This is a genomic window from Streptomyces tropicalis, from assembly GCF_029269835.1.
Classification (GTDB): domain Bacteria; phylum Actinomycetota; class Actinomycetes; order Streptomycetales; family Streptomycetaceae; genus Streptomyces; species Streptomyces tropicalis.
On record NZ_JARJBB010000020.1, the window covers coordinates 20,471 to 44,771 of the forward strand.

The 24,301-nt window shown below is 75.0% G+C and carries 26 protein-coding genes, 2 tRNA genes and 1 other RNA gene; 14 read left to right on the plus strand and 15 right to left on the minus strand.

The features are described 5' to 3' along the window. Positions 1–46: 46 nt before the first annotated feature. From P3H78_RS27205 to P3H78_RS27230, 6 genes are all read right to left on the minus strand, one after another. Positions 47–340, minus strand: coding sequence for a Dabb family protein (locus tag P3H78_RS27205; RefSeq protein ID WP_276111821.1), 294 nt, complete (start codon positions 338–340; stop codon positions 47–49). Further along, positions 340–516, minus strand: coding sequence for a hypothetical protein (locus tag P3H78_RS27210; protein ID WP_276111822.1), 177 nt, complete (start codon positions 514–516; stop codon positions 340–342). Before P3H78_RS27210 ends, P3H78_RS27205 begins: the two co-directional genes overlap by 1 nt. 192 nt (positions 517–708) lie before the next feature. Beyond that, positions 709–793: transfer RNA gene (locus P3H78_RS27215), tRNA-Ser, on the minus strand. Positions 794–871: 78 nt separating this feature from the next. Continuing rightward, complete coding sequence (gene tadA / locus P3H78_RS27220; protein ID WP_276111882.1) at positions 872–1,303, minus strand: tRNA adenosine(34) deaminase TadA; 432 nt, start codon at positions 1,301–1,303, stop codon at positions 872–874. A 56-nt stretch (positions 1,304–1,359) separates the two neighbouring features. Then, positions 1,360–1,893 (minus strand): tRNA adenosine deaminase-associated protein, encoded by a 534-nt coding sequence (locus P3H78_RS27225; protein ID WP_276111883.1) that lies wholly within the window; start codon positions 1,891–1,893, stop codon positions 1,360–1,362. A 303-nt stretch (positions 1,894–2,196) separates the two neighbouring features. Next, positions 2,197–2,409, minus strand: a complete 213-nt coding sequence (locus tag P3H78_RS27230) for a hypothetical protein (protein ID WP_276111823.1) — start codon at positions 2,407–2,409, stop codon at positions 2,197–2,199. A gap of 139 nt (positions 2,410–2,548) precedes the next feature. On the opposite strand from P3H78_RS27230, the gene upp reads away from it, so the two are divergent. Beyond that, complete coding sequence (gene upp / locus P3H78_RS27235; RefSeq protein WP_276111824.1) at positions 2,549–3,184, plus strand: uracil phosphoribosyltransferase; 636 nt, start codon at positions 2,549–2,551, stop codon at positions 3,182–3,184. Between the two features lie 93 nt (positions 3,185–3,277). Here upp and P3H78_RS27240 read toward each other — a convergent pair whose 3' ends face one another. After that, the gene (locus P3H78_RS27240; RefSeq protein WP_276111825.1) at positions 3,278–3,919 is read right to left on the minus strand and encodes a LytR C-terminal domain-containing protein; all 642 of its coding nucleotides are present in this window, start codon (positions 3,917–3,919) and stop codon (positions 3,278–3,280) included. Between the two features lie 111 nt (positions 3,920–4,030). Continuing rightward, on the minus strand, positions 4,031–4,327 hold the full coding sequence (locus P3H78_RS27245) for a type II toxin-antitoxin system VapB family antitoxin (protein WP_004943146.1): 297 nt from the start codon (positions 4,325–4,327) through the stop codon (positions 4,031–4,033). A gap of 105 nt (positions 4,328–4,432) precedes the next feature. Here P3H78_RS27245 and P3H78_RS27250 point away from each other — a divergent pair, with 105 nt between their 5' ends. Next, the gene (locus tag P3H78_RS27250) at positions 4,433–6,061 is read left to right on the plus strand and encodes a helicase HerA-like domain-containing protein (protein ID WP_276111826.1); all 1,629 of its coding nucleotides are present in this window, start codon (positions 4,433–4,435) and stop codon (positions 6,059–6,061) included. A 31-nt stretch (positions 6,062–6,092) separates the two neighbouring features. Here P3H78_RS27250 and P3H78_RS27255 read toward each other — a convergent pair whose 3' ends face one another. The 4 genes from P3H78_RS27255 to P3H78_RS27270 all read right to left on the minus strand — a co-directional run bounded on the left by P3H78_RS27255 (position 6,093) and on the right by P3H78_RS27270 (position 8,143). Beyond that, entirely contained in the window at positions 6,093–6,257 is a 165-nt protein-coding gene (locus P3H78_RS27255; RefSeq protein ID WP_276111827.1) for a hypothetical protein, read from the minus strand. A gap of 53 nt (positions 6,258–6,310) precedes the next feature. After that, positions 6,311–6,652 carry a hypothetical protein gene (locus tag P3H78_RS27260; protein WP_276111828.1) on the minus strand — a complete coding sequence of 114 codons (342 nt, stop codon included), beginning with the start codon at positions 6,650–6,652 and terminating at the stop codon, positions 6,311–6,313. Between the two features lie 152 nt (positions 6,653–6,804). Beyond that, positions 6,805–7,473, minus strand: coding sequence for an HdeD family acid-resistance protein (locus tag P3H78_RS27265; RefSeq protein ID WP_276111829.1), 669 nt, complete (start codon positions 7,471–7,473; stop codon positions 6,805–6,807). Positions 7,474–7,540: 67 nt separating this feature from the next. Continuing rightward, a complete protein-coding gene (locus tag P3H78_RS27270) occupies positions 7,541–8,143 on the minus strand; it encodes an HhH-GPD-type base excision DNA repair protein (RefSeq protein WP_276111830.1) in 603 nt (200 codons plus the stop codon). Between the two features lie 154 nt (positions 8,144–8,297). Here P3H78_RS27270 and P3H78_RS27275 point away from each other — a divergent pair, with 154 nt between their 5' ends. The 6 genes from P3H78_RS27275 (at position 8,298) to P3H78_RS27300 (ending at position 13,725) form a co-directional block, all read left to right on the plus strand. After that, positions 8,298–8,777, plus strand: coding sequence for a cupin domain-containing protein (locus P3H78_RS27275; protein ID WP_276111831.1), 480 nt, complete (start codon positions 8,298–8,300; stop codon positions 8,775–8,777). Continuing rightward, positions 8,774–9,550, plus strand: a complete 777-nt coding sequence (locus P3H78_RS27280; protein ID WP_438828048.1) for an SDR family NAD(P)-dependent oxidoreductase — start codon at positions 8,774–8,776, stop codon at positions 9,548–9,550. The genes P3H78_RS27275 and P3H78_RS27280 overlap by 4 nt, the downstream gene beginning before the upstream one ends. A 284-nt stretch (positions 9,551–9,834) precedes the next feature. After that, entirely contained in the window at positions 9,835–11,778 is a 1,944-nt protein-coding gene (locus P3H78_RS27285; protein WP_438828050.1) for a copper resistance CopC family protein, read from the plus strand. Between the two features lie 109 nt (positions 11,779–11,887). Beyond that, on the plus strand, positions 11,888–12,241 hold the full coding sequence (locus tag P3H78_RS27290; RefSeq protein ID WP_276111833.1) for a hypothetical protein: 354 nt from the start codon (positions 11,888–11,890) through the stop codon (positions 12,239–12,241). A 13-nt stretch (positions 12,242–12,254) separates the two neighbouring features. Next, on the plus strand, positions 12,255–13,280 hold the full coding sequence (locus P3H78_RS27295) for a DUF2637 domain-containing protein (protein ID WP_276111834.1): 1,026 nt from the start codon (positions 12,255–12,257) through the stop codon (positions 13,278–13,280). A 214-nt stretch (positions 13,281–13,494) separates the two neighbouring features. Next, on the plus strand, positions 13,495–13,725 hold the full coding sequence (locus P3H78_RS27300; RefSeq protein ID WP_276111835.1) for a hypothetical protein: 231 nt from the start codon (positions 13,495–13,497) through the stop codon (positions 13,723–13,725). A 169-nt stretch (positions 13,726–13,894) separates the two neighbouring features. Here the strand turns inward: P3H78_RS27300 and P3H78_RS27305 are convergent, their stop codons facing one another. Both P3H78_RS27305 and P3H78_RS27310 read right to left on the minus strand, forming a co-directional pair. Continuing rightward, positions 13,895–14,062, minus strand: a complete 168-nt coding sequence (locus P3H78_RS27305; RefSeq protein ID WP_276111836.1) for a hypothetical protein — start codon at positions 14,060–14,062, stop codon at positions 13,895–13,897. Positions 14,063–14,110: 48 nt separating this feature from the next. Then, a complete protein-coding gene (locus P3H78_RS27310) occupies positions 14,111–14,332 on the minus strand; it encodes a hypothetical protein (RefSeq protein ID WP_276111837.1) in 222 nt (73 codons plus the stop codon). A gap of 218 nt (positions 14,333–14,550) precedes the next feature. On the opposite strand from P3H78_RS27310, the gene P3H78_RS27315 reads away from it, so the two are divergent. Next, positions 14,551–15,567 (plus strand): DNA-directed RNA polymerase subunit alpha, encoded by a 1,017-nt coding sequence (locus tag P3H78_RS27315; RefSeq protein ID WP_276111838.1) that lies wholly within the window; start codon positions 14,551–14,553, stop codon positions 15,565–15,567. Positions 15,568–15,918: 351 nt separating this feature from the next. Here the strand turns inward: P3H78_RS27315 and P3H78_RS27320 are convergent. Continuing rightward, positions 15,919–16,006, minus strand: a tRNA-Ser gene (locus P3H78_RS27320). A gap of 72 nt (positions 16,007–16,078) precedes the next feature. Here P3H78_RS27320 and ffs point away from each other — a divergent pair. The 5 genes from ffs to P3H78_RS27345 all read left to right on the plus strand — a co-directional run bounded on the left by ffs (position 16,079) and on the right by P3H78_RS27345 (position 24,195). After that, an RNA gene (gene ffs / locus P3H78_RS27325) (signal recognition particle sRNA small type) lies at positions 16,079–16,173 on the plus strand. A 49-nt stretch (positions 16,174–16,222) separates the two neighbouring features. After that, positions 16,223–18,571 carry a DNA polymerase III subunit gamma and tau gene (locus P3H78_RS27330; RefSeq protein WP_276111839.1) on the plus strand — a complete coding sequence of 783 codons (2,349 nt, stop codon included), beginning with the start codon at positions 16,223–16,225 and terminating at the stop codon, positions 18,569–18,571. A gap of 141 nt (positions 18,572–18,712) precedes the next feature. After that, positions 18,713–19,966, plus strand: coding sequence for a phosphoribosylamine--glycine ligase (gene purD, locus P3H78_RS27335; RefSeq protein ID WP_276111840.1), 1,254 nt, complete (start codon positions 18,713–18,715; stop codon positions 19,964–19,966). Positions 19,967–20,350: 384 nt separating this feature from the next. Further along, complete coding sequence (locus P3H78_RS27340; RefSeq protein WP_276111841.1) at positions 20,351–22,285, plus strand: hypothetical protein; 1,935 nt, start codon at positions 20,351–20,353, stop codon at positions 22,283–22,285. Positions 22,286–22,704: 419 nt separating this feature from the next. Beyond that, positions 22,705–24,195, plus strand: a complete 1,491-nt coding sequence (locus P3H78_RS27345; RefSeq protein WP_276111842.1) for a N,N-dimethylformamidase beta subunit family domain-containing protein — start codon at positions 22,705–22,707, stop codon at positions 24,193–24,195. Positions 24,196–24,301: the final 106 nt, after the last annotated feature.

The following is a 24,301-nucleotide window of genomic DNA, read 5'->3' on the forward strand; positions in this document are numbered from 1 at the left end:
ACCGTGGCGGTGCGGGGCAAGGGGTGCGGCCGGGCCGCCGGGCGTCTCAGAACGGGTAGTCCGCGATCACCCACGTGGCGAACTCGTGCCACAGGGCGACGCCCGCCTGGTGCTCCGGGTGCTCGACGTAGCGGCGCAGCGCGTCCAGGTCCTCGAAGGCCGAGTTGATGGCGAAGTCGTAGGCGATGGGGCGGTCGCTGAGGTTCCAGGCGCACTCCCAGAACCGGATCTCGGGAATCCGGCCCTCCAGCGAGCGGAAGGCCTCGACGCCCTCGACGACGCGCGGGTCGTCGCGCTCGACGCCCTCGTCGAGCTTGAAGAGGACCAGGTGGCGGATCATCACTTTCCTCCGTTGGCGGCCCAGGTCATGAAGTCACCGATGGCCTTGGCGGCGTCCGATATGCCCTCGAAGCCTATCTGCACGTAGTCCGCGGCCTTGGCCGGGTCGGTGATGATCACGTACAGCGCGAAGACCACGAGCGCGTAGACGGCGATCCTCTTTGCGTTCACCGCCATCGCGGCCCTCCCTGTGACTGCTGTGATCCAGGCCCTGTCGCCGGCCGTGAGTGTAACCGCCGGACCGTTTCAGCGGATCATCCGGTGCGTCACGGTCCAGGGCGTTTTTGCGCTCCCGGGTGACCCTGCGTGCCGGCACCGGAACCAGGGGTGCACGAAGGGCCCCGTCCGTCGGACGGGGCCCTTCATCGGCGGTAGCGGAGGGATTTGAACCCTCGGTGACTTGCGCCACACTCGCTTTCGAGGCGAGCTCCTTCGGCCGCTCGGACACGCTACCGAGGGAGACCTTACAGCACGGTGGGGCATGGTCCGAAATCCGTTTCCCGGACCCCCGCAGCGGGGGCCGGGAGCCGGCTCAGCGGGTGCGGAAGAAGTCGGTCAGCACCCGGGCGCAGTCCTCGGCGAGCACGCCCTCGACGACCTCGGGCCGGTGGTTGAGCCGCCGGTCCCGCAGCACGTCCCACAGGGATCCGGCGGCTCCGGCCTTCTCGTCCCGGGCGCCGTAGACCACCCGGTCCACCCGGGACTGGACGAGCGCGCCCGCGCACATCGTGCACGGCTCCAGGGTGACGACGAGCGTGCAGCCGGACAGCCGCCACTCGCCCACCGCGGCGGCGGCCCGGCGCAGTGCGAGGACCTCGGCGTGCGCGGTCGGATCGCCGGTGGCCTCCCGCTCGTTGTGCCCGGCCGCGAGCACGGTCGTGCCGTCGGCGGACAGCACGACGGCGCCGACCGGTACGTCGCCGCCGCGGGCGGCCTGCTCGGCCTCGCCCAGGGCGAGGCGCATGGCGGCCCGCCAGCGGTCGCGGACGGGGTCCGCCGGCCCTGCGTTCTCCACAGCGGTCAGCGGACGGTCTCCAGGACCTCCGAGGCCCCCAGGGCCTCGGCGATCGCGTTGAGCGCGTCGTCGGCGTCCAGGGCGCGCAGCTCCTTCGGGCCGACGCCGAGGTCGTCGAGGATCTCGCCGTCGCCGAGCGGGCTGTGCGTGATGGCCTCGGCGGACCCGTCGTCGTCCTCGTCGTCGTCGGACGCGGGCTCGCCGTCCTCCGTGCCGTCGAGGTCGAGGGAGTCCAGGTCGGCGCCGTCGTCGCCGGGCTCCCTGCCGAGCAGTTCGTCGGTGAGCAGGATCTCGCCGTAGGAACTGCGGGCGGCGGCGGCGGCGTCCGAGACGTAGATGCGCGGGTCGTCCTCGCCGTCGATGCGGACGACGCCGAACCACGCGTCCTCCTGCTCGATCAGGACGAGCACCGTGTCGTCCTCGGGCGAGGCCTCCCGGGCGAGCTCGGCCAGGTCGGCCAGCGTCTCCACGTCGTCGAGCTCCGTGTCGCTCGCTTCCCACCCGTCTTCGGTGCGCGCGAGCAGTGCGGCGAAGTACACCGTGACTCTCCCACTGGTCATAGACGTGCCGGTTGGGGGTCCCCCCGGCGGAGGTTCTGGGCGGGGAGAGCTGGGCTCCGAGCCCCACCCACTCGGAATCGTGGCAGAAACAGGGCGTCGAGGGGACGTCTTCCGCTCCCTGTGTCTGGCAGTTTTGACCACATCGCCGTCATGGACCCACCAGGCACCCGTTGCCGCCACCTGCGGATCGTACGCGGCTTTGCCCGGCGGCCCGGTACCTCCACGGCCGGATCGCGCGCCCGGGGGTGTCGCCCCGCTCCCGCGTCCGTGCCCCGGGTGCCGCTACCAGCGGAAGGTGCGCATGCGCATCGCGTGGCGCAGCCGGGCCGCCTTGACGCGGCGCGGCTGGACGCGGTCCCGCAGCTCGCGGGCCTCGGCGAGGTCGCGCAGGAACTGGGCCCGCCGTCGTCGTCGCTCGCCCTCGGTCTCCCTGCCGTCCGGCCGCCGGCGCTCCTCGCGCGGTGACGGATCCTCGCGGAACTCCCGGTCACGCATTGGCTCACCACCCCAGTCCGTGCCTGTCGCATTCCCCCGAACGAACGGTTTGATGCCGTGGGAACGTGCCACGGGCCCCGCGGACGCCCGGACGGTGGGAGGCGGGCGGCCGGCCGGCGGCCCCGGTTACTGTTGGCACATGCGTCTCCACGTCGTCGACCACCCCCTGGTCGCCCACAAGCTCACCACGCTGCGCGACCGGCGCACGGATTCCGCGACCTTCCGCCGGCTCGCCGACGAACTGGTCACCCTGCTCGCCTACGAGGCCACGCGGGACGTGCGGACCGAGCAGGTCGACATCCACACGCCGGTCGCGCGGACCACCGGCGTCAAGCTCTCCCACCCGCGCCCGCTGGTGGTCCCGATCCTGCGGGCCGGTCTCGGCATGCTGGACGGCATGGTCCGGCTGCTGCCGACCGCCGAGGTGGGCTTCCTGGGCATGATCCGCAACGAGGAGACGCTCGAGGCCTCCACGTACGCCACGCGCATGCCGGAGGACCTCTCGGGGCGCCAGGTGTACGTCCTGGACCCGATGCTGGCCACCGGCGGCACGCTGGTCGCCGCGATCCAGGAGCTGATCAAGCGCGGTGCGGACGACGTGACCGCGGTCGTGCTGCTGGCCGCGCCCGAGGGCGTGGAGGTCATGGAGCGGGACCTGGCCGGCACGCCCGTCACGGTCGTGACGGCGTCCGTCGACGAGCGGCTCAACGAGCACGGCTACATCGTCCCGGGCCTCGGCGACGCGGGCGACCGGATGTACGGCGCGGCCGAGTAGCGGGCTCCGCGCACCGACACCTCACGGCGGGTCGCCGGTTCCTCGTGGACCGGTGGCCCGCCGTTCGCCGTCCCCCGGCGGTGGCGGTGCCCCTCAGCACCCCTTCTTCGGCGTGGCGGCCGCGTGCTGCGGGGCGCTCAGGGCGGTCAGCGCCCGGGCGGCGTCCGGCTGCTTCGTCAGGGACGTGAAGCCGTCGCCGATGATCAGGTCGACGTCGGTGCCGCTGCGGCCGTCGGCGCGGCGGTCGGTGCCGGCCAGCTGGGTGGCGAGCACGGGCAGCGAGGTGTTCATGGCCGACGGCGGTCCGAGGAGCAGCGCGGTGCCCTTGACCTTCTTGTCGAACTCCTTGGCGGCGTTGCCCACCTGGCCGATCCGGAAGCCGCGCTTCTTCAGCTCGTCCGCGGTCTGCTTGGCCAGGCCCCCGCGGGGCGTGGCGTTGTAGACGTTGACGGTGATCTGCCCGGGCCGGGGCAGCGACCGGGCCGCGGCCGCCGGCGCGGGGCTCGACTTCGGCTTCGCGCAGTCCGCCCCGCCACCGGCCGCGGACGCCTGGCTCCCGCCGGTGAACACGTCGATGAGCTGCAGCGTGCCCCAGCCGAGCAGGCCGAGCGCGGCGACGCAGGCGACGGCCAGGAACGCGAGCCTGCCGCGCTGCCGGGGCTTGCGCATCCGCGGGTACTTGTTCCCGGTGATCCGGTACTGCCCGCCCATGCCGGGGGGAGTCAGCATGCTCATGGGCGCAGCGTAGTGCGCCGGAGCGACGATTCCTACTAGATGATCATTGGACGCCGCGCAGCAGAACCCGAAAGGTCCAAGCTGATGCGGAACCGTCCGGTCCGCGCGGGCTCAGTCCAGCTCGAGCACGCGCGCGTGGAGCACCTGGCGCTGCTGGAGCGCCGCCCTCACCGCGCGGTGGAGGCCGTCCTCCAGATAGAGGTCGCCCTGCCACTTCACGACGTGCGCGAAGAGGTCGCCGTAGAAGGTGGAGTCCTCGGCGAGGAGCGTCTCCAGGTCGAGTTGCTGCTTGGTGGTCACGAGCTGATCGAGGCGGACCGGGCGCGGCGCGACGTCCGCCCACTGCCGGGTGCTTTCCCGGCCGTGGTCGGGGTACGGCCGGCCGTTTCCGATGCGCTTGAAGATCACACGGAAAGCCTACCGGCCCAGACGTTCCGGGCGCAGCCATGGCGGCGGAGTGCGACGCTGGAAAAGCAGGAGCAAACCGGGGCAGACCAGGAACAGGGGCCTCAGATGAGCGACAGTCAGGGCGCGCCCGACCGCGCCGCCTCGGGAGCGCCGGGCACGGGGCCGGCGCTCCCGGCGGAGGCGGCCCCGATCGCCGCCGGATACGCCTTCACCGGGCCCGCCCTGGACCTCGGCGCCCTGGTGTGGGACGGCCACTGCCTGCCCGACGCGCAGATCCGCGTGCCGCTGCCCATGCTCAACCGGCACGGCCTGGTCGCGGGCGCCACCGGCACCGGCAAGACCAAGACCCTGCAGCTGATGGCCGAGCAGCTGTCGGCGCAGGGCGTCCCGGTCTTCCTCGCCGACGTCAAGGGAGACCTGTCCGGCATCTCCGCGCCCGGAGCCGCGGGCGACCGGGTCGGGTCGCGAGCGGCCGAGGTCCGCCAGGACTGGACGGCCGAGGGGTTCCCCACCGAGTTCTACGCGCTCGGCGGCCAGGGCCACGGCATCCCGGTGCGGGCCACCGTCACCAGCTTCGGCCCGGTGCTGCTGTCGAAGGTGCTGCGGCTCAACCAGACCCAGGAGCAGTCCCTCGGCCTGATCTTCCACTACGCCGACACCAAGGGGCTGGAGCTGATCGACCTCAAGGACCTGCGGGCGGTCGTCACCTTCCTCACCTCCGACGAGGGCAAGTCCGAACTGAAGAGCATCGGCGGCCTCTCCCCGGCGACCGCGGGCGTGATCCTGCGGTCCCTCACCGCCTTCGAGGCGCAGGGTATGACGGACTTCTTCGGCGAACCGGAGTTCGACACCTCCGAGTTCCTGCGCACCGGCCCCGACGGGCGCGGTGTGGTCTCCGTGCTCGAGCTGCCCGCCGTGCAGGACAAGCCGCAGCTCTTCTCGACCTTCCTGATGTGGCTGCTGGCCGACCTCTTCCACGACCTGCCCGAGATCGGCGACGCCGACAAGCCGAAGCTGGTCTTCTTCTTCGACGAGGCCCACCTGCTGTTCACCGACGCGTCCAGGGCGTTCCTGGACTCCATCACCCGGACGGTGCGCCTCATCCGCTCGAAGGGCGTCGGCGTCTTCTTCGTGACCCAGACCCCGAAGGACGTGCCCGCCGACGTCCTCGGCCAGCTCGGCAACCGGGTCCAGCACGCCCTGCGCGCCTTCACCCCGGACGACCAGAAGGCCCTGAAGGCCACCGTGAAGACCTTCCCGAACTCGGCGTACGACCTGGAGGAGCTGCTCACCGGTCTCGGCACCGGGGAGGCCGTGGTGACGGTGCTGAGCGAGACCGGCGCCCCGACCCCGGTCGCGGCGACCCGGCTGCGGGCACCGGAGTCCCTGATGGGCCCGGTGGACGGCGCGGACCTGGACCGCGCGGTGCGCTCCTCGCCGCTGTACGCACGTTATGCACAGGCTGTGGACCGGGAGTCGGCGTACGAGAGGCTCGCCGCCGCGGAGGCCGGGCGGACGGCGCAGGACCGGGAGGCCGCACGGGCGGGCGGCCCGGAGCGCGCGGGCGGCACGGCGGCCGGGGAGCGCAGCGGCCGGGAGGAGGCCGGCCGGCCGTCCTTGGTGGAACAGGTGGTCGACTCCGGCGCGTTCCGCTCCCTGGCCCGCTCGGTGGGCACCCAGCTCGGCCGGGAGATCACCCGGTCCCTGTTCGGCACCGCCCGCAGGGGGCGGTGAGCCGGACGCCGCGGGGGCGCCCGGCTCCCGGTCAGCCGCGGTCCGGTTCGGACGCGGCGGGCGGTCGCGGGTCGCGCCCCCCGGCCGGCCGGAGGGCCTCCGGAGGCGGTGTCGGGGTGCCGGCTGCGGCACGGTCGGTACGGGCGGCCTCGGCGCGCAGCAGGGCGCGCAGGACCGCGTAGGGGTCGCCGGGCATGACGGTGCTTCCTCGCGTCGTACGGACGGGTGGACCGGGGGCGAGCCGGTCCGTCAGCAGCGCAGCACCACGCGGCGCAGGGCGTGCGGGACGCACGCGGGACGCGAGGGCCCGGCGGCGCGCGGGTCCGCCCCGGCGGGCGGGGCGGCATCGGGCAGCGGCGCGGGCCGCAACGGCCCCGCGGACCGTTCGGCCGTGCGGACGGCGGGCCGCAGCACGGCGTCCAGGACGTCCTGCTCGGCGGTCCCGTCGCCGGCCTGGCCGGCCACCGCGGCGACGCCGGCCGGGTGCGCCCCGGCGTGCACACCCGGTACGAGCAGGGCGAGCAGCAGGACGAGCATCCGCAGCCAGGCGTGCCGGCGCGCGGCGCGGCGGGCGGGCGGTGCGGTGCTCACGCCCCGTCATCTCCCCGCACCGCATGTGCCGTTCATCGTCCCGGCCGGGGGAACCGCCCACTCGGCGTACGGGACGGGGCGTGCGGCGGTGCCGGGGACACGCGGTGTGGCGCTCGCGGCGTCGGCGGGATCGCGGAGGTGTGGCGGGGGCCTCACAGCGTCTGCGGGATCACGGAGGTGTGGCGGCGGACGCGGAAGGCGGTGACGATCTCCAGGACGCCGACCACGACCAGCCACCAGCCGGCCAGCACGGTCAGCACCGCCACCGACGGCACCGGCGCCACGACGAGCACGACGCCCGCGAGGAAGGACAGGACGCCGAGGAGGATCTGCCAGCCGCGCGCGGGCACCGACGGGTCGTGGATCGCGGCGATGGTCTGGGTGATGCCGCGGATCAGCCAGCCGATGCCGATCCACAGCCCGAGCAGCAGGATCGACTGCATCGCCCCGCGGAAGCAGAACAGGCCCAGCAGGATCGACACGGCGCCGCTGGCGAAGGCCAGCACCCGCAGCGAGGTGGCCCGGTGGGTGCCGAACGCGGCCGCGAGCTGCAGCACCCCGCCGACGAGCAGATAGAGGCCGAACAGCACCCCGGCGACGACCAGGGACGGCCCCGGCCAGAGCAGCACCAGGACGCCGAGGACGAGCGCGGCGGCGCCGGCCGCGAGGACGGCCTGCCAGGCGGCCCGGGACAGCTGGTGCAGCGGCCCCTCCAGCATCTCGTCGGGACGCGGCGCCGGACTGCGCGCGGCCCGTCCGGCGTGGACGCGGCGGTCGTCGAAGTCCTGGCCCCGGGGGCCGCCGCTCGGTGGCTCGGTCATGGTCCATGCTCCGAACGGGCGCGTGCCCGCCGCCACCGGGACGGGGCCACCCGGCTGACGGCCCCGCCTACGTCGCGGGCTTCCCGCCCGCCTTCGCCGCCCTGGCCGCGGCCTTCGCCTCCTGCTTGTGCGCCCGCACCCGGGCCAGCGAATCGGGCCCGGTGATGTCGGCGACGGACCGGAAGGACTCCGGCTCGCCGTAGGACCCCGCCGCCTCCTGCCAGCCCGCGGGCCGCACCCCGAGCTGCTTGCCGAGCAGCGCGAGGAAGATCTGCGCCTTCTGCTTCCCGAACCCGGGCAGGTCCTCCAGCCGCCGCAGCAGCTCCCGCCCGTCCCCGACGCCCCGCCAGACCGCCTCCGCGTCGCCGTCGTAGTGCTCGACGAGGTACTGGCACAACTGCTGGATCCGCTTGGCCATCGACCCCGGGTAGCGGTGCACCGCGGGCTTCTCCGACAGCAGGGACGCGAAGGTCTCCGGCTCGAACGCCACGACCTCGTGCGCGTCGAGGTCGTCCGTGCCCATCCGCCGCGCGATCGTCGCCGGCCCCTTGAACGCCCACTCCATCGGGATCTGCTGGTCCAGCAGCATCCCGATCAGTGCGGCGAGCGGACTGCGCCCGAGGAGCGCGTCGGCCTCGGGATCCTGGGCGAGGTGCAGAGTGACGTCCATGGCCCGATGATCGCCCGGGCCGCGGCCGCGCGCAGCCGGGCACGCCCCGCAACCGCCCGCAGGGCGGGACGGCACTCGGCCCGGGGGGAGCGACCCCCGGCCCGGACGCCCGCTCCGGCGGGCCGCCGCGCGGGCCCGGGGTTAGCCTTCCCCGGTGACTCCTGAGGACCTGGTGGCGCACTACGGGATGGAGCCGATCCCGCGCGAGGGCGGGCGGTTCCGGCAGACCTGGGCGGGGCCCGCGCGGTCCGACGGACGCCCGGAGGGCACCGCGATCGTCGCCCTGCTGACCGCCGAGCCGGGCGACTTCTCCGCGCTGCACCGCCTCCCGACGGACGAGGTCTGGCACTTCTACCTGGGCGACCCGCTGGAGCTGCTGCTCCTCGCGCCCGACGGCACCGCGGCCACGGCCGTGCTCGGTCCGGACGTACTCGGCGGCCAGCACCCGCAGTTCACCGTGCCCGCGGGCACCTGGATGGGCGCGGGGGTCGCCGCGGGCGGCGCCTGGACGCTCTTCGGCTGCACCATGGCACCCGGCTTCACCCCGGACGGGTACGAGCACGGGGACGCGGCGGTCCTCGCGGACCGCTACCCCGAACAGGCGGCCCGCATCGCGGACCTGTGCCGCCCGTGACGGCGGCCCGGGACGGACTGCTCACCGGCCAGGTCGCCCTCGTCACCGGCGCGGGCGGCGGCATCGGCCGGGGCATCGCGCTGCGGTTCGCCGAGGAGGGCGCGGCGGTCGCGGTGCACTGCCGTACGGCGGTCCGGGGCGCGCACGAGGTGGCCGGACGGATCCGCGACGCCGGCGGGCGGGCGGTGGTGCTGCGGGCCGAACTCACGCAGGAGGACGCATGCCGGCGCCTGGTGCGCGAGGCGGCCGAGTGGGGCGGCGGGCGGCTGACGGCCCTGGTCAACAACGCGGGCGTGCAGCCGGTGCAGCCGCTGCCCGGAATGGCCCTGGCCCAGTGGCGGGAGGTCGTCGACACCAACCTGTCGGGCGTCTTCGCCTGCACCCAGGCCGCCGCGGAGGTCATGCGGGACGACGACGGCGGCACGGTCACCCACATCGCCTCCGTCGAGGCGGACCGGCCGGCCCCCGGCCACGCGCACTACTGCGCCGCCAAGGCGGCCGTGGTGATGCACGCGCGGGCCGCGGCCCTGGAGTACGGCCCGCACGGCATCCGCGTCAACACGGTCTCCCCGGGGCTGATCGACCGTCAGGGGCTGGCGCAGGACTGGCCGGAGGGGGTGCGCCGCTGGCGTGAGGCGACGGCCACCGGCCGTCTGGGCCGCCCCGAGGACGTGGGGGACGCCTGCGTCTTCCTGGCCTCGTCCCTGGCCTCCTGGATCACGGGCCACGACCTGGTCGTGGACGGCGGGGTGTCGGCGCGGCCCACGTGGTGACGCCCCGGGCGCGCACGCGGCCGCCCCGGAGGCCGGGCGCCGCGGGCCCGGCACTCGTCCCGGCGGACGGCGCCGCGCACGGTCCGGTGCCCGGCGCGGTGAGCGATCCGGCCGCGGCGTCCGTACCCCTCGTGAAGCCGCAAGTCCCACAACGGAGAGACGACGTGACCCGACGGCGCAGCGAGGGAGGGGCCGGCGCGCGCGGCGGCCGGCCGGAACACCGGGTCGGGGCCGCGGCACGCGGCCCGCGGATCGGCCGCCCGCGGCTGCTGCCGGGCGCGGCGCTGCTGGGCGCGCTGCTGGCCCTGCTCGTCCTCGGCGGCGCCGGCCCCGCCGCCGCGCACGCGGCCCTGCGGTCCGCCGATCCCGCCGACGGCAGCGTCCTGAAGTCGGCACCGCACAGCGTCACCCTCACCTTCACCGAGTCCGTCGGCCTGCTCGACGACTCCTTCCGGCTGTTCTCCCCCGACGGCCGGCGCGTGCCCACCCAGGGGGCCCGGCACGCCCCGGGCCGCGGCGACACCGCCCGGGTCGGCTTCCCCGCCGGGCTCGGCGAGGGCACGTTCATCGTGGCCTGGCGGGTGGTGTCGGCGGACAGTCACCCGGTCTCCGGCGCCTTCACCTTCTCGGTGGGCAGGCCGACCGCCGCGCCCCCCGCCGTCGACACCGGCCCGGACGAGGACCCGGTCACCGGCAGCCTCTACGACCTCGCCCGCTACGCCGCCTACGGTGCCGTGGCCCTGCTCGTCGGCACGGCCGCCTTCGTGCTGGTCTGCCGCCCGCCGGAACTCGGCCCGCTGCGCCGGCCGCTGGTGGCGGGCTGGTGGGCGCTGCTCGTCTCCACCCTCGTCCTGCTGGTGCTGCGTGCCCCGTACGAGACCGGCGGGGGCCCGGAGTCGGCGCTCGACCCGTCGGGCCTGTCCCGCACCCTGACCGGCAGGCCGGGGCTGGTGCTGCTGGCCCGCCTGGCGCTGCTGCCGCTCGTCGCCCTCCACCTCGTCCGCCTGTCCCGGAACGGCCGTGCCGCCCGCCCGACCCGTACGGCCCTGGCCACGGGCGCCGCGCTGGCCCTCGCGCTGGCCCTGACCTGGGCCGCGGCCGATCACGCGTCGGCCGGGGTCCAGGTGCCGGCGGCGATGGCCTCGACGGTGCTGCACCTGCTGGCGATGGCGGTGTGGCTGGGCGGCCTGACGGCCCTCCTGACCACTCTGAACCACGCCACGCCGACGGACGCCCGCACGGTGCCGGACACCCCTGTCACGTCGGACGCGCCGGCTGACGCGGACGATGCGGCTGACCCGGAGGACCGGGCCGTGCCGGATGCTCCGGCCGCGTCCGGCGTCCGGGCCACGACGGGCGGTCCCGCCCCGTCCGGCTCACCCGCCGCGCTCGGTGCCGTGGCCGCCCGTTTCTCGCGTACCGCCTTTGCCGCCGTCGCCGTGCTCGTGGTCACCGGCGTCTACCAGTCCTGGCGCGGCCTCGGCTCCTGGAGCGCCCTCACCGGCACCACCTACGGCCGGCTCCTGCTGCTCAAGACCGCGGCCGTGGTGCTGCTGCTGGCGGTGGCGAGCCGGTCGCGGCACTGGACGGCACGGTCGGCGGCGGAAGTCGGCGCCAGGACCGGTGCGGACGCCGCCGTCCGGGAGCGCGCCAGGGCGCGGGAGCGGGTCCCGGCCCCGGCGGGCGGCCCCGCCCTGCCGCCCGCCGGGCCTCCCGCGCCCGAGCCGCTCCCCGACCCCCGGCTCCGCGGCCTGCGCCGCTCCGTGCTCGCCGAGGTGGCCGTGGGCGTCCTCGTGCTGGTGGTCACCACCGTGCTGACCGGCACCCTGCCCGGCCGCGCGGCCACCGAGGCGGCCCGCTCCGCCCCCGCGGCAGCGGGCGGCCCCACGGCGTCGGTCACGATGATCCCCTTCACCGTGGGCACCCCCGGCGGCCACGGCACGGTGCAGGTCACCCTGGAACCGGGCCGCGTCGGCCAGAACTCGGTGGAGGCCGTGGTCTACGGACCCGACGGCGGCCTAGCCACGGTCCCCGAGCTGCGGCTCTCGCTGACGCTGCCCGCCCGCGGGATCGGTCCCGTCGACGCGCACCTCACCGACAAGGGCGGCTACTGGGGAACCGACACCCTCACCCTGCCGATCGCCGGCACCTGGATCATGAAGGCGACGGTGCGGGTGTCGGACGTGGACCAGGTGAGCGAGACACGGCGGGTCCGCATCACCGGATAGCGGGGCACGTCGGTACCGTCGCATTGCGCTGCGGTGGACATGAGGTCGACGCGCCGCACCGCAACGCATGCGGACGGCCGAACGCAACGCCCTGCGGCACATTTGCGTCTTGTCCGGCGAATTCCTTCACCCGAATGCCGCGCATCCGGTCGATCAAGGCGGCGTTAGTGGGGATATGACGAAGGCACCCAGGGACGTGCACGTGTGTCTGCTCGCGGGCCGCGAGCGGGAGGGCGCGCCCGAAGGCCGTGCGGCGGCGACGGGCCGCGACACGTCCGGCCCCGCCCCGGTCCGCACGGCGGCGGGCGGCACGCCGGCCGGAGACGGCGCACCGGCCGCCCCCGCCGTGACCGGACCTCTGCTGCGGGAATTCCTGGACGCGATGAGCGCGCTGGAGGCGGATCTCGCCCGGCGCTGGACCGGCCGCTCGAAAAACAGGTCCGTCCTTACTCCTGCGGAATAACCGGACACATCGCATGTACGACGAACGTACCGAATACCACGAAGGCCGCTCAGCCGATTATCCGCGCGCGCACCTCGGCGGCGGCACCGGCCGGCACCGGGCCCCGGACCCCTATTTCGAGACGCCGCTGGTGCCCCCGGACGCGGCCTGGGACCCGGCCGAGGAACTGGCCTACATGCTCCAGGACGCGATGGCGGAGCAGCGGCCCGGGAACCCGGTGCCCCAGGACGAGGGCCCGGTCGGCCTGACGGGCCGGGTCGACCTGACGGGCCCGGTGGACCTGATGGGCCCGGTGGACCTGATGGGGCCGGTGGACCTGATGGGGCCGATGGTCCCGGCGGACCTGCTGGACCGGGCGGACCCGGCCGACGGGACCGGGCCCGGCACTCCGCTGGAGAACCTCCAGGAGATCACCGCGGAACTGCCCCTGCTGCGGAGGGTGCAGCGCAGCCATCCGAGGGGGCACCGCAGGGTCCGTCCCCGCAAGCGGCTGAGCGGGCTCCAGACCGCCAGTCATTTCATCGCCGCGCTCGCCGCGGTGACCGCCTCGGGGGTGAGCCTCTTCGGCGGAGTGGTTGCCTACGACCCCCTCCGTATCGTGGCGGTGTCCCGCATGCAGGCCGGTGTCGCATCCTGGTGGCCCCTGCTGGTCTTCGGACCGTGGCTGGTGGCGTCGCTGTCGGTCCTGCGCGCCGCGCTGCACCAGCGGCGCGCCGTCCACTCCTGGTGCGTGGTCCTGCTGTTCTCGGCGATCGGCATGCTCCTGTGCGTCCTCCAGGCGCCCAAGACCGTCGTCGACGTCGCGGCGGCCGCGCTGCCGGGGCTGGCGTCCCTGGCCTGCTTCCAGCAGCTGGTGCGCCAGATCACCCTGACCCGCCCGCCCCGCAGGGCCACCCGCCGGCACCGCGTACGGCGCGTGCCGCGCCCGCAGCCGCCCAGGCGGGAGCCCGCGCGCCCCGCCGCGGTCAGGACGGCCGCCGCCCCGGACGCCCCCCGCCCGTCCCGACCGGCACCCTCCCGCCCGAAGCCCCGCCGCTGACGACGGCCTCCGGCACCGCCGACCGCCCCCGGCCGGTCCACCGGACGGTGAGGAACACCCGAGGGCCGGACCGCTTTCCCGGTCCGGCCCTCAAGAACCGTTTCCCCCCTCGTGCGCGGCGGGACGCTGCCGGGTCCCTTCGGCGCCCCCTGCGACAATGCGGCGCGGTGGCGCCGGCGCCGGCCGTGGCGGCGGGGACGGGGAGGGAAACGGCGTGGTTCTTCGTGGGGTGCTCGCGCTGATCGCGGGCAGCGCCTTCATCGTGGTGGCGGGCGGCTTCCGCGGCGTGGACGTGCGGGTGTGGGACTGGGCGGACGCGACGTTCTCGCCGCGCTACAGGACCCCGTGGGGGACGCCCTGGAAGAGCCTCGCACGCATGAGGCTGCAGTTCGGGTTCATGGGAGGGGCACTGGTGATCCTGGGCCTGGTGACCGTGACGCGCTGACAGCGCGCCGGACGGAGGACCTCCGGCTCCGGCGGCGCGTCGGCCCAGGCGGACGGGCGACGGCGAAGGGCCCCACTGCGAACAGGGGGCCCTTCCACGGCCCGCGGCCTGCTGCCGAAGTCACCGCACGCGGAGAGGCCGCGCGCCTCGGGTCACGCCGCACACATCCTCAGGCGGGCCCCGGTACCTCCTCGAGCAGGAAGGTCTCGTCCTCCCCGAAGTCCGGGGCCTGGAAAGGGTTCGCCGTCGGCGGCGGCGACGCTGCGGCGGGACAGCGGGGCTGTCCTTCCTGCGCGGAGAACAGCGACGTCAGATCGATGAGAGGTCTCCCTTGCATTGCAGGTCCCCGGAGGGTCCTGGCGTGCCGTGACCGGGCACAGCGGTTCTACAGCTTGGTCATCTTGGCGTACGGGCTCAGGATCCGCATGCGCTCCGAGCCGAAATCCACGAGTGCCGCGATTCCGTCCTCGATGCCGATCACCCGGCCGAGGCCGTACACGTCGTGGGTGACCTGGTCGCCCACGGCGAAGTGCTTGGGAGCCGGCACGACCGGGGCCTTGAAGGGGCTGGTGGGCAAATGACGCTTCGGTGCAGCAGGCTTTGTCATCGCACCTAGTATGCGCCCACACACCGCGCTGCTGTCTGCCCCGCTGCTCGTCGGACTTCACTCCGGCGGGAGCCGGACTCCGTCGGCGAGCGCTGGGCCGACCGGTCGGCCCACGGGCGGGGCCGGGCGGTTCGGGCGCGCGGAAGGCCGAACCGCCCGTACCCTTCGTGGTGTCTACGGCGTCATATAGCGGGCGCCCCACACTGGAGGAACACCTCGTGCTCATTGCTCAACGTCCGTCACTGACCGAAGAGGTCGTCGACGAGTTCCGCTCCCGGTTCGTGATCGAGCCGCTGGAGCCGGGCTTCGGCTACACCCTCGGCAACTCCCTCCGCCGCACCCTCCTGTCGTCGATCCCCGGCGCTGCCGTCACCGGCGTCCGCGTGGACGGTGTCCTGCACGAGTTCACCACCGTGCCGGGCGTCAAGGAGGACGTCACCGACCTGATCCTCAACATCAAGCAGCTGGTCGTCTCCTCGGAGCAGGACGAGCCGGTCGTGATGTACCTGCGCAAGCAGGGCCCGGGTCTGGTCACCGCCGCCGACATCGCGCCCCCGGCCGGTGTCGAGGTCCACAACCCCGACCTGGTCCTGGCCACGCTCAACGGCAAGGGCAAGCTGGAGATGGAGCTGACCGTCGAGCGCGGTCGCGGCTACGTCTCCGCCGTGCAGAACAAGCAGGTGGGCCAGGAGATCGGCCGGATCCCGGTCGACTCGATCTACAGCCCGGTGCTGAAGGTCACGTACAAGGTCGAGGCCACCCGTGTCGAGCAGCGCACCGACTTCGACAAGCTGATCGTCGACGTCGAGACGAAGCAGGCCATGCGTCCCCGTGACGCCATGGCGTCGGCGGGCAAGACCCTGGTCGAGCTGTTCGGTCTCGCCCGTGAGCTGAACATCGACGCCGAGGGCATCGACATGGGCCCGTCCCCGACGGACGCCGCCCTGGCCGCCGACCTGGCCCTGCCGATCGAGGAGCTGGAGCTCACGGTCCGCTCCTACAACTGCCTCAAGCGCGAGGGCGTCCACTCGGTGGGTGAGCTGCTGGCGCGCTCCGAGGCCGACCTGCTCGACATCCGCAACTTCGGTGCGAAGTCGATCGACGAGGTCAAGGCGAAGCTGGCCGGCATGGGCCTGGCCCTGAAGGACAGCCCGCCCGGATTCGACCCGATCGCCGCCGCCTTCGACGCGGACGACGACGCGGGCACGGGCTTCGTGGAGACCGAGCAGTACTGAGCGCTGCGCCGGGGCTCCCACAGGACAGCCTCCTCGGAGATCACTCCGGGGAGGCTGTTCCATGCCCGGGGCCTCGCATCGCCCATGGCCCCGCACGGCCTCGTACGGCGGTTCTCCGGGGGCTCGGTGCCCCGGGACGGGCTCAGGCCGCGACGTCGCCGTGCGGGCCGGACGCGAAGGCCGGGCGGAAACGGCGTCTCAGGGGCGCGGGTCCACGGGGTGGCCGCCTGCGTGACGCTCGTCACGTCGCTGCGACCGCGGGTCCGGCCGGGACGCGGTCGCGGGGGCGGACACGCCGAAGGGCCCCACTGCGAACAGTGGGGCCCTTCGACATCGTGCCCGGTGAGGCACTGGCGGAGGATACGAGATTCGAACTCGTGAGGGGTTGCCCCCAACACGCTTTCCAAGCGTGCGCCCTAGGCCTCTAGGCGAATCCTCCGCCGGAAACATTACATGACCGAGAGGAGTGCTCGCGAACTCGTTGTCGGGTCGGCCATCAGGTAGTCTGTGCGCAGCCCCTCACGCGGCGCTATCTGACTGAACTCCCCCAGGGCCGGAAGGCAGCAAGGGTAGGTCGGCTCTGGCGGGTGCGTGGGGGGCGTCTGCGTTCCGCGGGCCGCGACCGTTGTCGGTGGGCGCCTATAACCTCGTAGGCGTGTCGTCTCTCGCGCTGTACCGCCGCTATCGCCCGGAGTCGTTCGCCGAGGTCATCGGGCAGGAGCATGTCACCGACCCCCTGCAGCAGGCCCTGCGGAACAACCGGGTCAATCACGCGTACCTGTTCAGCGGTCCGCGCGGGTGCGGAAAGACGACCAGTGCGCGCATCCTGGCCCGCTGCCTGAACTGCGAGCAGGGCCCCACGCCGACGCCGTGCGGCGCGTGCACCTCCTGCCGCGACCTCGCGCGCAACGGCCCCGGCTCCATCGACGTCATCGAGATCGACGCCGCGTCGCACGGCGGTGTGGACGACGCCCGCGAGCTGCGGGAGAAGGCCTTCTTCGGGCCCGCCGCCAGCCGCTACAAGATCTACATCATCGACGAGGCCCACATGGTCACGTCGGCCGGCTTCAACGCGCTGCTCAAGGTCGTCGAGGAGCCGCCGGAGCACCTGAAGTTCATCTTCGCCACCACCGAGCCCGAGAAGGTCATCGGCACCATCCGGTCCCGGACCCACCACTACCCCTTCCGGCTCGTCCCGCCCGGCACCCTGCGGGACTACCTGGGCGAGGTGTGCGGCAGGGAGCAGATCCCCGTCGAGGACGGCGTGCTGCCGCTGGTCGTGCGCGCGGGTGCCGGTTCCGTGCGTGACTCCATGTCCGTAATGGACCAGCTGCTCGCCGGCGCGGGCGACGAGGGCGTCACCTACGCCATGGCCACCTCCCTGCTCGGCTACACGGACGGCTCGCTGCTGGACTCCGTGGTCGAGGCCTTCGCCTCGGGGGCCGGGGCGGCCGCGTTCGAGGTGGTCGACCACGTCATCGAGGGCGGCAACGACCCGCGGCGCTTCGTCGCCGACCTGCTGGAGCGGTTGCGCGACCTGGTCATCCTGGCCGCCGTGCCGGACGCGGCGGAGAAGGGCCTCATCGACGCCCCGGCCGACGTCCTGGAGCGGATGCAGGCCCAGGCGCACTCCTTCGGCGCCGCCGAGCTGAGCCGCGCGGCCGATCTGGTCAACGAGGGGCTCACGGAGATGCGCGGCGCCACCTCGCCCCGCCTCCAGCTGGAGCTGATCTGCGCGCGCGTGCTGCTGCCCGCCGCGTACGGCGACGAGCGGTCGGTGATGGCCCGCCTCGACCGGATCGAGCGCGGCGTGAGCCTCGCCCCCCAGACCGGCGCGCCCGCCATGGGCTACGTGCCCGGACCCCAGGCCCACGGGGGAGCGGCGGCGGCTCCGGTGCACCCGGCGGCCCCCGCGGCCCCCCAGGTCCCGCCCGGTGGCGGCCCCGCGGCGGCGCGCGCCGCCGTCCGCGGCACGGGCGGCCCCGCGCCCGCCGGAGCCGCTCCGGCCGCGCCCGGCGCCCCCGCCGCTCCCGCTCCGGGGCCCGGCGCGGAAACCGGCGCCGTCCCGGCCGCCGAGCCCGGCACGCCTGCGTCCGCCGCGCACGAGCCCGCCGGGCACGAGTCCCCCGCTCCCGCTGCCGCCGAGCGGCCCGCCGAACAGCAGGCGCCGGCGGCCCCCGCGTCCTCGGCCCCGTCCGCCGCCGCGTCCGGAGGCGCTCCGGGAGCCTGGCCCGCCGCGGCCCCGGCGGGCGGCGGGCGACGCCCCGGCGGCTGGCCCACCGCGGCCGCTCCGGGCGCGGGCCGCCCCGCGGCCGCTCCGGCGCGCCCCGCACCCGCCTCGACGCAGCCGCAGCCGCAGGCGCATGCGCAGTCGGCGGCGGCTCCGGGCGGCACGCCGTCCTCCGCTCCCGCGCCCATGGCCCCGCCGCCGTCCGGCGGCCTGGACCCACGCACCCTCTGGCCGAACATCCTGGAGGCGGTGAAGAACCGCCGCCGCTTCACCTGGATCCTGCTCAGCCAGAACGCACAGATCACCGGCTTCGACGGCACCACCCTCCAGCTCGGCTTCGCCAGCGCGGGCGCCCGCGACAACTTCGCGGGCAGCGGCAGCGAGGACGTGCTGCGCCAGGCGCTGGCGGAGCAGTTCAACATCCAGTGGAAGATCGAGGCGGTCGTCGACCCGTCCGGCGGCGGCTCCGCACCCCCGGCGCCCGGCGGCTTCGGCGGCTCCGGTCCCGGCGGCGCGGCGGCGCCCCGCCCGGCGGCTCCGCAGCCGCCCGTGTCCGCGGCACCCCCGTCGGCGTCCGCCGGGCCGCCCGCCGCGGCTCCGGCGCCCTCGTCCCCGGCGCCCCGGCCCGCCGCCCCCGAGCCGCCCCCGGTCTCCCCCGAGGACGACATCCCCGAGGACGACGACCCCGACCTCGACGAGTCCGCCCTCTCCGGCCACGACCTGATCGTGCGCGAACTGGGGGCGACCGTCGTCGACGAGTACCCGACGGAGTAGCCCCCGGGCCGGCCCGCCCCCGGGCAGGCACCCGTCCACCCGGGCAGGTGCCCGCCTTCGTAGGAACCCACGAACGCCTGCCCCTCCGCCCTTCGGCGGCCCGCACAACCCCGGGCGGTGGCCTCCCGTTAGGCTGGCCCCGTGAAGGTCCTCGTCATCGGCAGCGGTGCCCGCGAACACGCCCTGTGCCGCTCCCTGTCCCTCGACCCCGACGTGACGGCGCTGCACTGCGCCCCCGGCAACGCCGGGATCGCCGAGGTCGCCGAGTTGCACCGGGTCGACGCGCTCGACGGCGCGGCCGTCGCCGCGCTGGCCGGCGAGCTCGGTGCCGACCTCGTGGTCGTCGGCCCCGAGGCCCCGCTGGTGGCCGGCGTCGCCGACACCGTGCGTGCGGCGGGCATCCCGGTGTTCGGCCCGTCCGGCGAGGCCGCGCAGCTCGAGGGCTCCAAGGCCTTCGCGAAGGACGTGATGGCCTCGGCAGGGGTGCCCACGGCCCGCTCCTACGTCTGCACCACCCCGCAGGAGGCCGCCGCGGCCCTGGACGCCTTCGGCGCCCCGTACGTCGTCAAGGACGACGGACTGGCCGCCGGCAAGGGCGTCGTCGTCACCGGCGACCTCGACACGGCCCGCGCCCACGCGGCGGCCTGCGAGCGGGTGGTCGTCGAGGAGTACCTCGACGGCCCGGAGGTCTCCCTCTTCGCCGTCACCGACGGCGAGACCGTGGTCCCGCTCCAGCCCGCGCAGGACTTCAAGCGCGCCCTCGACGGCGACCAGGGCCCGAACACCGGCGGCATGGGCGCGTACTCCCCGCTGCCCTGGGCCGACCCCAAGCTGGTGGACGACGTCCTGCGGACCGTGCTCCGGCCCACCGTGGACGAGATGCGCCGCCGGGGCACGCCCTTCTCCGGTCTGCTCTACGCCGGGCTGGCCATCACCGGCCGCGGCATCCGCGTGATCGAGTTCAACGCCCGTTTCGGCGACCCCGAGACGCAGGTCGTCCTGGCCCGTCTGCGCACCCCGCTCGCCGGGGTCCTGCTGGCCGCGGCCACCGGTACCCTCTCCGACGTGGAGCCGCTGCGCTGGAGCGAGGACGCCGCGGTCACCGTCGTCGTCGCCTCCCACAACTACCCGGACACCCCCCGCACCGGCGACCCGATCACCGGTCTGGACGAGGTGGCCGAGCTGGACGCCCCGCACGCGTACGTGCTCCACGCGGGCACCCGGCGCGACGGCGACACGGTGCTGAGCGCGGGCGGCCGCGTGCTGTCGGTCACGGCGACCGGCAAGGACCTGACGGAGGCCCGCGACCGCGCCTACACGGCCGTGGCCCGGGTCCGCCTGGACGGCTCCCAGCACCGCTCGGACATCGCGGCCGGGGCGGCGGCGGACGCGTAACGCGCCCGCGGGCCGTTCCCGCACCGCCGCCCACGGCGGTCACCGGCCGCCGAGGCGGCTGCCCGCCTCGCCTCGCGCCGCCCCTCACCTGCGCTTTCCTTCGTCCGCCGGCTGGCCGGCGGTGGCTGAAGGCGCGCGCGCCCGCCACGGTCGGGCCCCGGACGCGATCCGGGGCCCGACCGTTGCTTTCTGTCGTCCACCTCTGACCAGAGCCATTCCATCGAGTGACCGATCTGCTATCCGGCTGACGGGGGACTGGACCCCAACTAGGGTGCGGCGCAAGCATTCCGGCACTTGGCCCACCGGCATTGCGATGTCGGTGGCGGGTGCCACAGTGGGGGAGTGAGCAACACCAGGACAGTCGGGAGGGGGTGACGTCCGGTCGTGACCGGGACGGGTGTGGAGATCGGCGCGCAGGCAGCGCGTGCGCGTGCCCTGGCCGTGCTGCGGGTGCGCAGCCGGGCGCTGGCCGTCGCCCTGCTGCCCGCGGCCTGCGCCGTGGTGCTGCTCGCGGGCGGCGGCACGGGGCATCTGACGGGCCGGGGCTGGGACCTGGCCCGCTGGATCGTGGGCGCCGTCGCGGTCGTCGTGCTGCTCGCCGCCGGAGCGGTCGGGCTGGTCGTCGCCCGCGCCCGGCCCGCGACCACGCCGACGGTCCCGATCGCCGAGGCGGCCGCGCCGGACCTGTACCGGCTGGTGCGCGACCTCGCGGAGCGCCTCGACGTGCCCGCCCCGTCCGCCATAGCCCTGACCCCGGACTGCGACAGCTGGCTGGAGGACCGCACCCACCCGGCGCACGGCCCGCCCCCGCGCACCGGCCGGGACGAGCCGGACGGGGTGAGCGGCACGGCCGCCGCCCGGTCGCGGCGCGCCGCCGCTCCCGTCCTCGTGATCGGCTCCCCGTTCCTGTGGTGGATGCGGGTGGGCGAGCTGCGTGCGGTCCTCGCGCCGGTCGTCGCCGGCACGGGGCCCTCGGCGCACCCCGACATCGCCGCGGCCCGCCGCTTCGTCCGCGGGCTGGACGCGGCCGTCGCGGTCGCCTCGACCTCGGGCCGCTGCCCCGTGTCCCGGTCGGTGTGCGCGTCCCTCGGCCGGGCCGCCCGGCTGATGCTGCGGGCCTGCCGGGATCACGCCACGGAGATGGAGCGGGGCGTGGCGTCGGCGGCCGCCGAGCGCGCCCAGGCCGTGGACTACGGGCTGCGGATCGTCGCCCAGGAGCAGGTCGGCCTGGCGTACGCCGGGTGGGACCGGCTGCTGACCCGGGTCGCGCTGCCCGCCTGGCGCATGGGCCGCTGGCCGGCGCGCCTGGACGCCGGCGTGGTCGCGGCCCTCACCGAGCTGTCCCGCCGGGACCGGCTGGCCGAGGGGTTCGCCTCGCGGCTCGGCGAGCGCCCCGCCTGCGACCTGCTGGAGGAGCCCGGCACGGTGGACGAGGCCGCCTCGCTGCTGGCCGCCCGGCTCTTCCACGGCGGACCCGCCGAGCACGGCCCGGGCTGGTCCCCGGTGGACTGGGGGGCGTACCCGGACGAGGTCGTCGACCGCACCTGGCGCAGCGACGCGGCCCGGCTGCACCGGGTGCTGGACGCCCAGGGCGTGCGCGGCACCGTGGACACCCCGGCGGCGGACCCGCACGGGCCGACCCTGGCCCGGGTCCTGGACCATCTGTCGGCGGGCCCGTCCGCCTCCGGCGACGCGGACTCCGGTCCCGGCACCGGGCCGCTGACGGCCGGCTCCCCGTACGGACGGCACGGCACGGCCGCGACCGGCGGCATATCCGGTGCCGAGGGGCTGCCCGGAATCGGGGGTGCGCCCGGCACGGGAGGGACACCGGGGACCGAAGGGGGACACGTACCGGCGGAGGCCGCCCCCGCGTACGGGGGCGAGGACGGGGATGAAGCGCCCGAGTTCGGCAGCGAGCGGACCGCCGCCCTCGCGGCCGGTCTGAGCGCCGCGCTGGCCCGCGAGGAGGCCGCCGTCCCGGCGGGCGCCACCGCGGCCGGGACCGCCGGGCCGACCGCCGGGGGCCTCCTGGGGGACGAGGGCGCACTGCCGCTGTTCCCCCTCCAGCCGCCGCGCACCGGCCGCGAGCTGCTCACCGACCACGTCACCGCGATGGTGTGCTGCGCCGCGATGGACACGGCGGGGGCGGTCCCGGGCCTGGACTGGCTGGACGGCCCCGCGCTGCTGATCCACGGCGAGCGGGCGGCCGACCTCGGCTCCAAGGTGCTGGCTCTGATCGAGGACGGTGACCCGGTCCCGCTGCGGACCTGGCTGACCGACCTCGGCATACGCCCGGAGAAGCCGGTGCGGCTGGGCTGACCCGGCCGGCCGGCGGGCCCGGTCGGGGCCCTGGGCAGATCGCGGGCCGAAACGTCGGTTTACCGGATCCCCGGCTTCCACTTTCGGCCAATTCGCAACGAATAGTGACAGCATGCATGCGTTATGTGATGTGCTGGGACCGAACACCCATGTGGCAATCGCGCGCGACATACGACACACCGCACACCGGGCGCCCCGCGGCCTCGGCGGCACCCACCGCGTAGCGTGCGGCACGGCACGGCACGGCACTGCACGACGCACGGCAGGCGGCGCGACGCCGACCCGGGACACACGGCACCGCGGCGCACGGCACCACGTACGGCACGACACGAGCACAGGGCAGCGCACGGGGCAGGCACCGGCCGGCGCACACACGCCGGCACACGACTGACCACGGGGGCACGAGGGAGGGGACGGCCATGGGGTCGGAGCACATCCGCCGCTGGGAGTCGGGGGCACTCGCGCACGCCGTCACGGACCCCTTCGGCCAGGGGCCGGTCCCCTGGCTGCGCGGCAGCGAGACGTACTTCGACGACACCGGACACGTGGTCCCCTGGTACGTGGACCCGGCGCCGCAGACCCCGGCCGGCGGTCCCCGCGTCCCGGCCCCCCGGTCCTCCGGCGACCCCCGCTCGGCCGACGACGTCCACGGCCAGATCAAAGGATTCACCGCCACCGGTGCCGTCGCGCCCGGTGAGGCGATCGACTTCCACGTCACGGTCGACCCGCCGCAGCAGTTCAGCGTCGACGTCTACCGCATCGGGCACTACGGCGGCGACGGCGCAGCCAAGATCACCACCAGTCCCCGGCTGTCCGGCATCGTCCAGCACCCGCCGCTGGCCGCCGACCGCACGGTCTCCTGCCACCACTGGTGGCTGTCCTGGCGGCTGCAGGTCCCCTCCTACTGGAGCATCGGCGCCTACGTCGCGGTCCTCACCACGGCCGACGGCTACCGCTCCCACGTGCCCTTCACCGTCCGCGACGACCGCCCCGCGGACCTGCTCCTGCTGCTGCCCGACATCACCTGGCAGGCCTACAACCTCTACCCCGAGGACGGCCGCACCGGCGCCAGCCTCTACCACGCCTGGGACGCCTCGGGCCGGCTGCTCGGCGAGCGGGACGCCGCGACCACGGTCTCCTTCGACCGGCCCTACGCCGGCGCGGGCCTGCCCCTGCACGTGGGCCACGCCTACGACTTCATCCGCTGGGCCGAGCGCTACGGCTACGACCTCGCCTACGCCGACGCCCGCGACCTGCACGCCGGCCGCGTCGACCCCACCCGCTACCGCGGCCTGGTCTTCCCCGGGCACGACGAGTACTGGTCGGCCGGCATGCGCCGGAACGCCGAACACGCCCGCGACCACGGAACCTCCCTGGTGTTCCTCTCCGCCAACACCATGTACTGGCAGGTGGAGCTCGGCCCCTCCCCGTCCGGTGTCCCCGACCGCCTGCTGACCTGCCGCAAGCGCCGTGGGCCGGGCCGGCCGGTGCTGTGGCGGGAGATCGACCGGCCCGAGCAGCAGCTGGTCGGCATCCAGTACGCGGGCCGCGTCCCCGAGCCGCACCCGCTGATCGTGCGCAACGCCGGCCACTGGCTGTGGGAGGCGACCGGGGCGCAGGAGGGCGACGGCATCGAGGGCCTGGTCGCGGGCGAGGCCGACCGCTACTTCCCCCGCGCCCCGCTCCCCGACCACCAGGACCGCATCCTGCTCGCCCACTCGCCGTACACCGACGGCGAGGGCGTCCTGCGCCACCAGGAGACGTCGCTGTACCGGGCCCCGTCCGGCGCCCTGGTCTTCGCGTCCGGGACGTTCGCCTGGTCCCCGGCACTGGACCGGCCCGGCCACGTCGACCCGCGGGTCCAGCGCGCGACGGCCAACCTCCTGGACCGCATCTGCAAACGGGACTGACGGATCCGCCCGCCCCGCCCGGCCGCTCCGGGCCCCTGACCCACCCCCTGTCCGAGGCCGGTCCTCCGCATACGGGAGAATCGAGGCACTTGGACAGAACCACGGG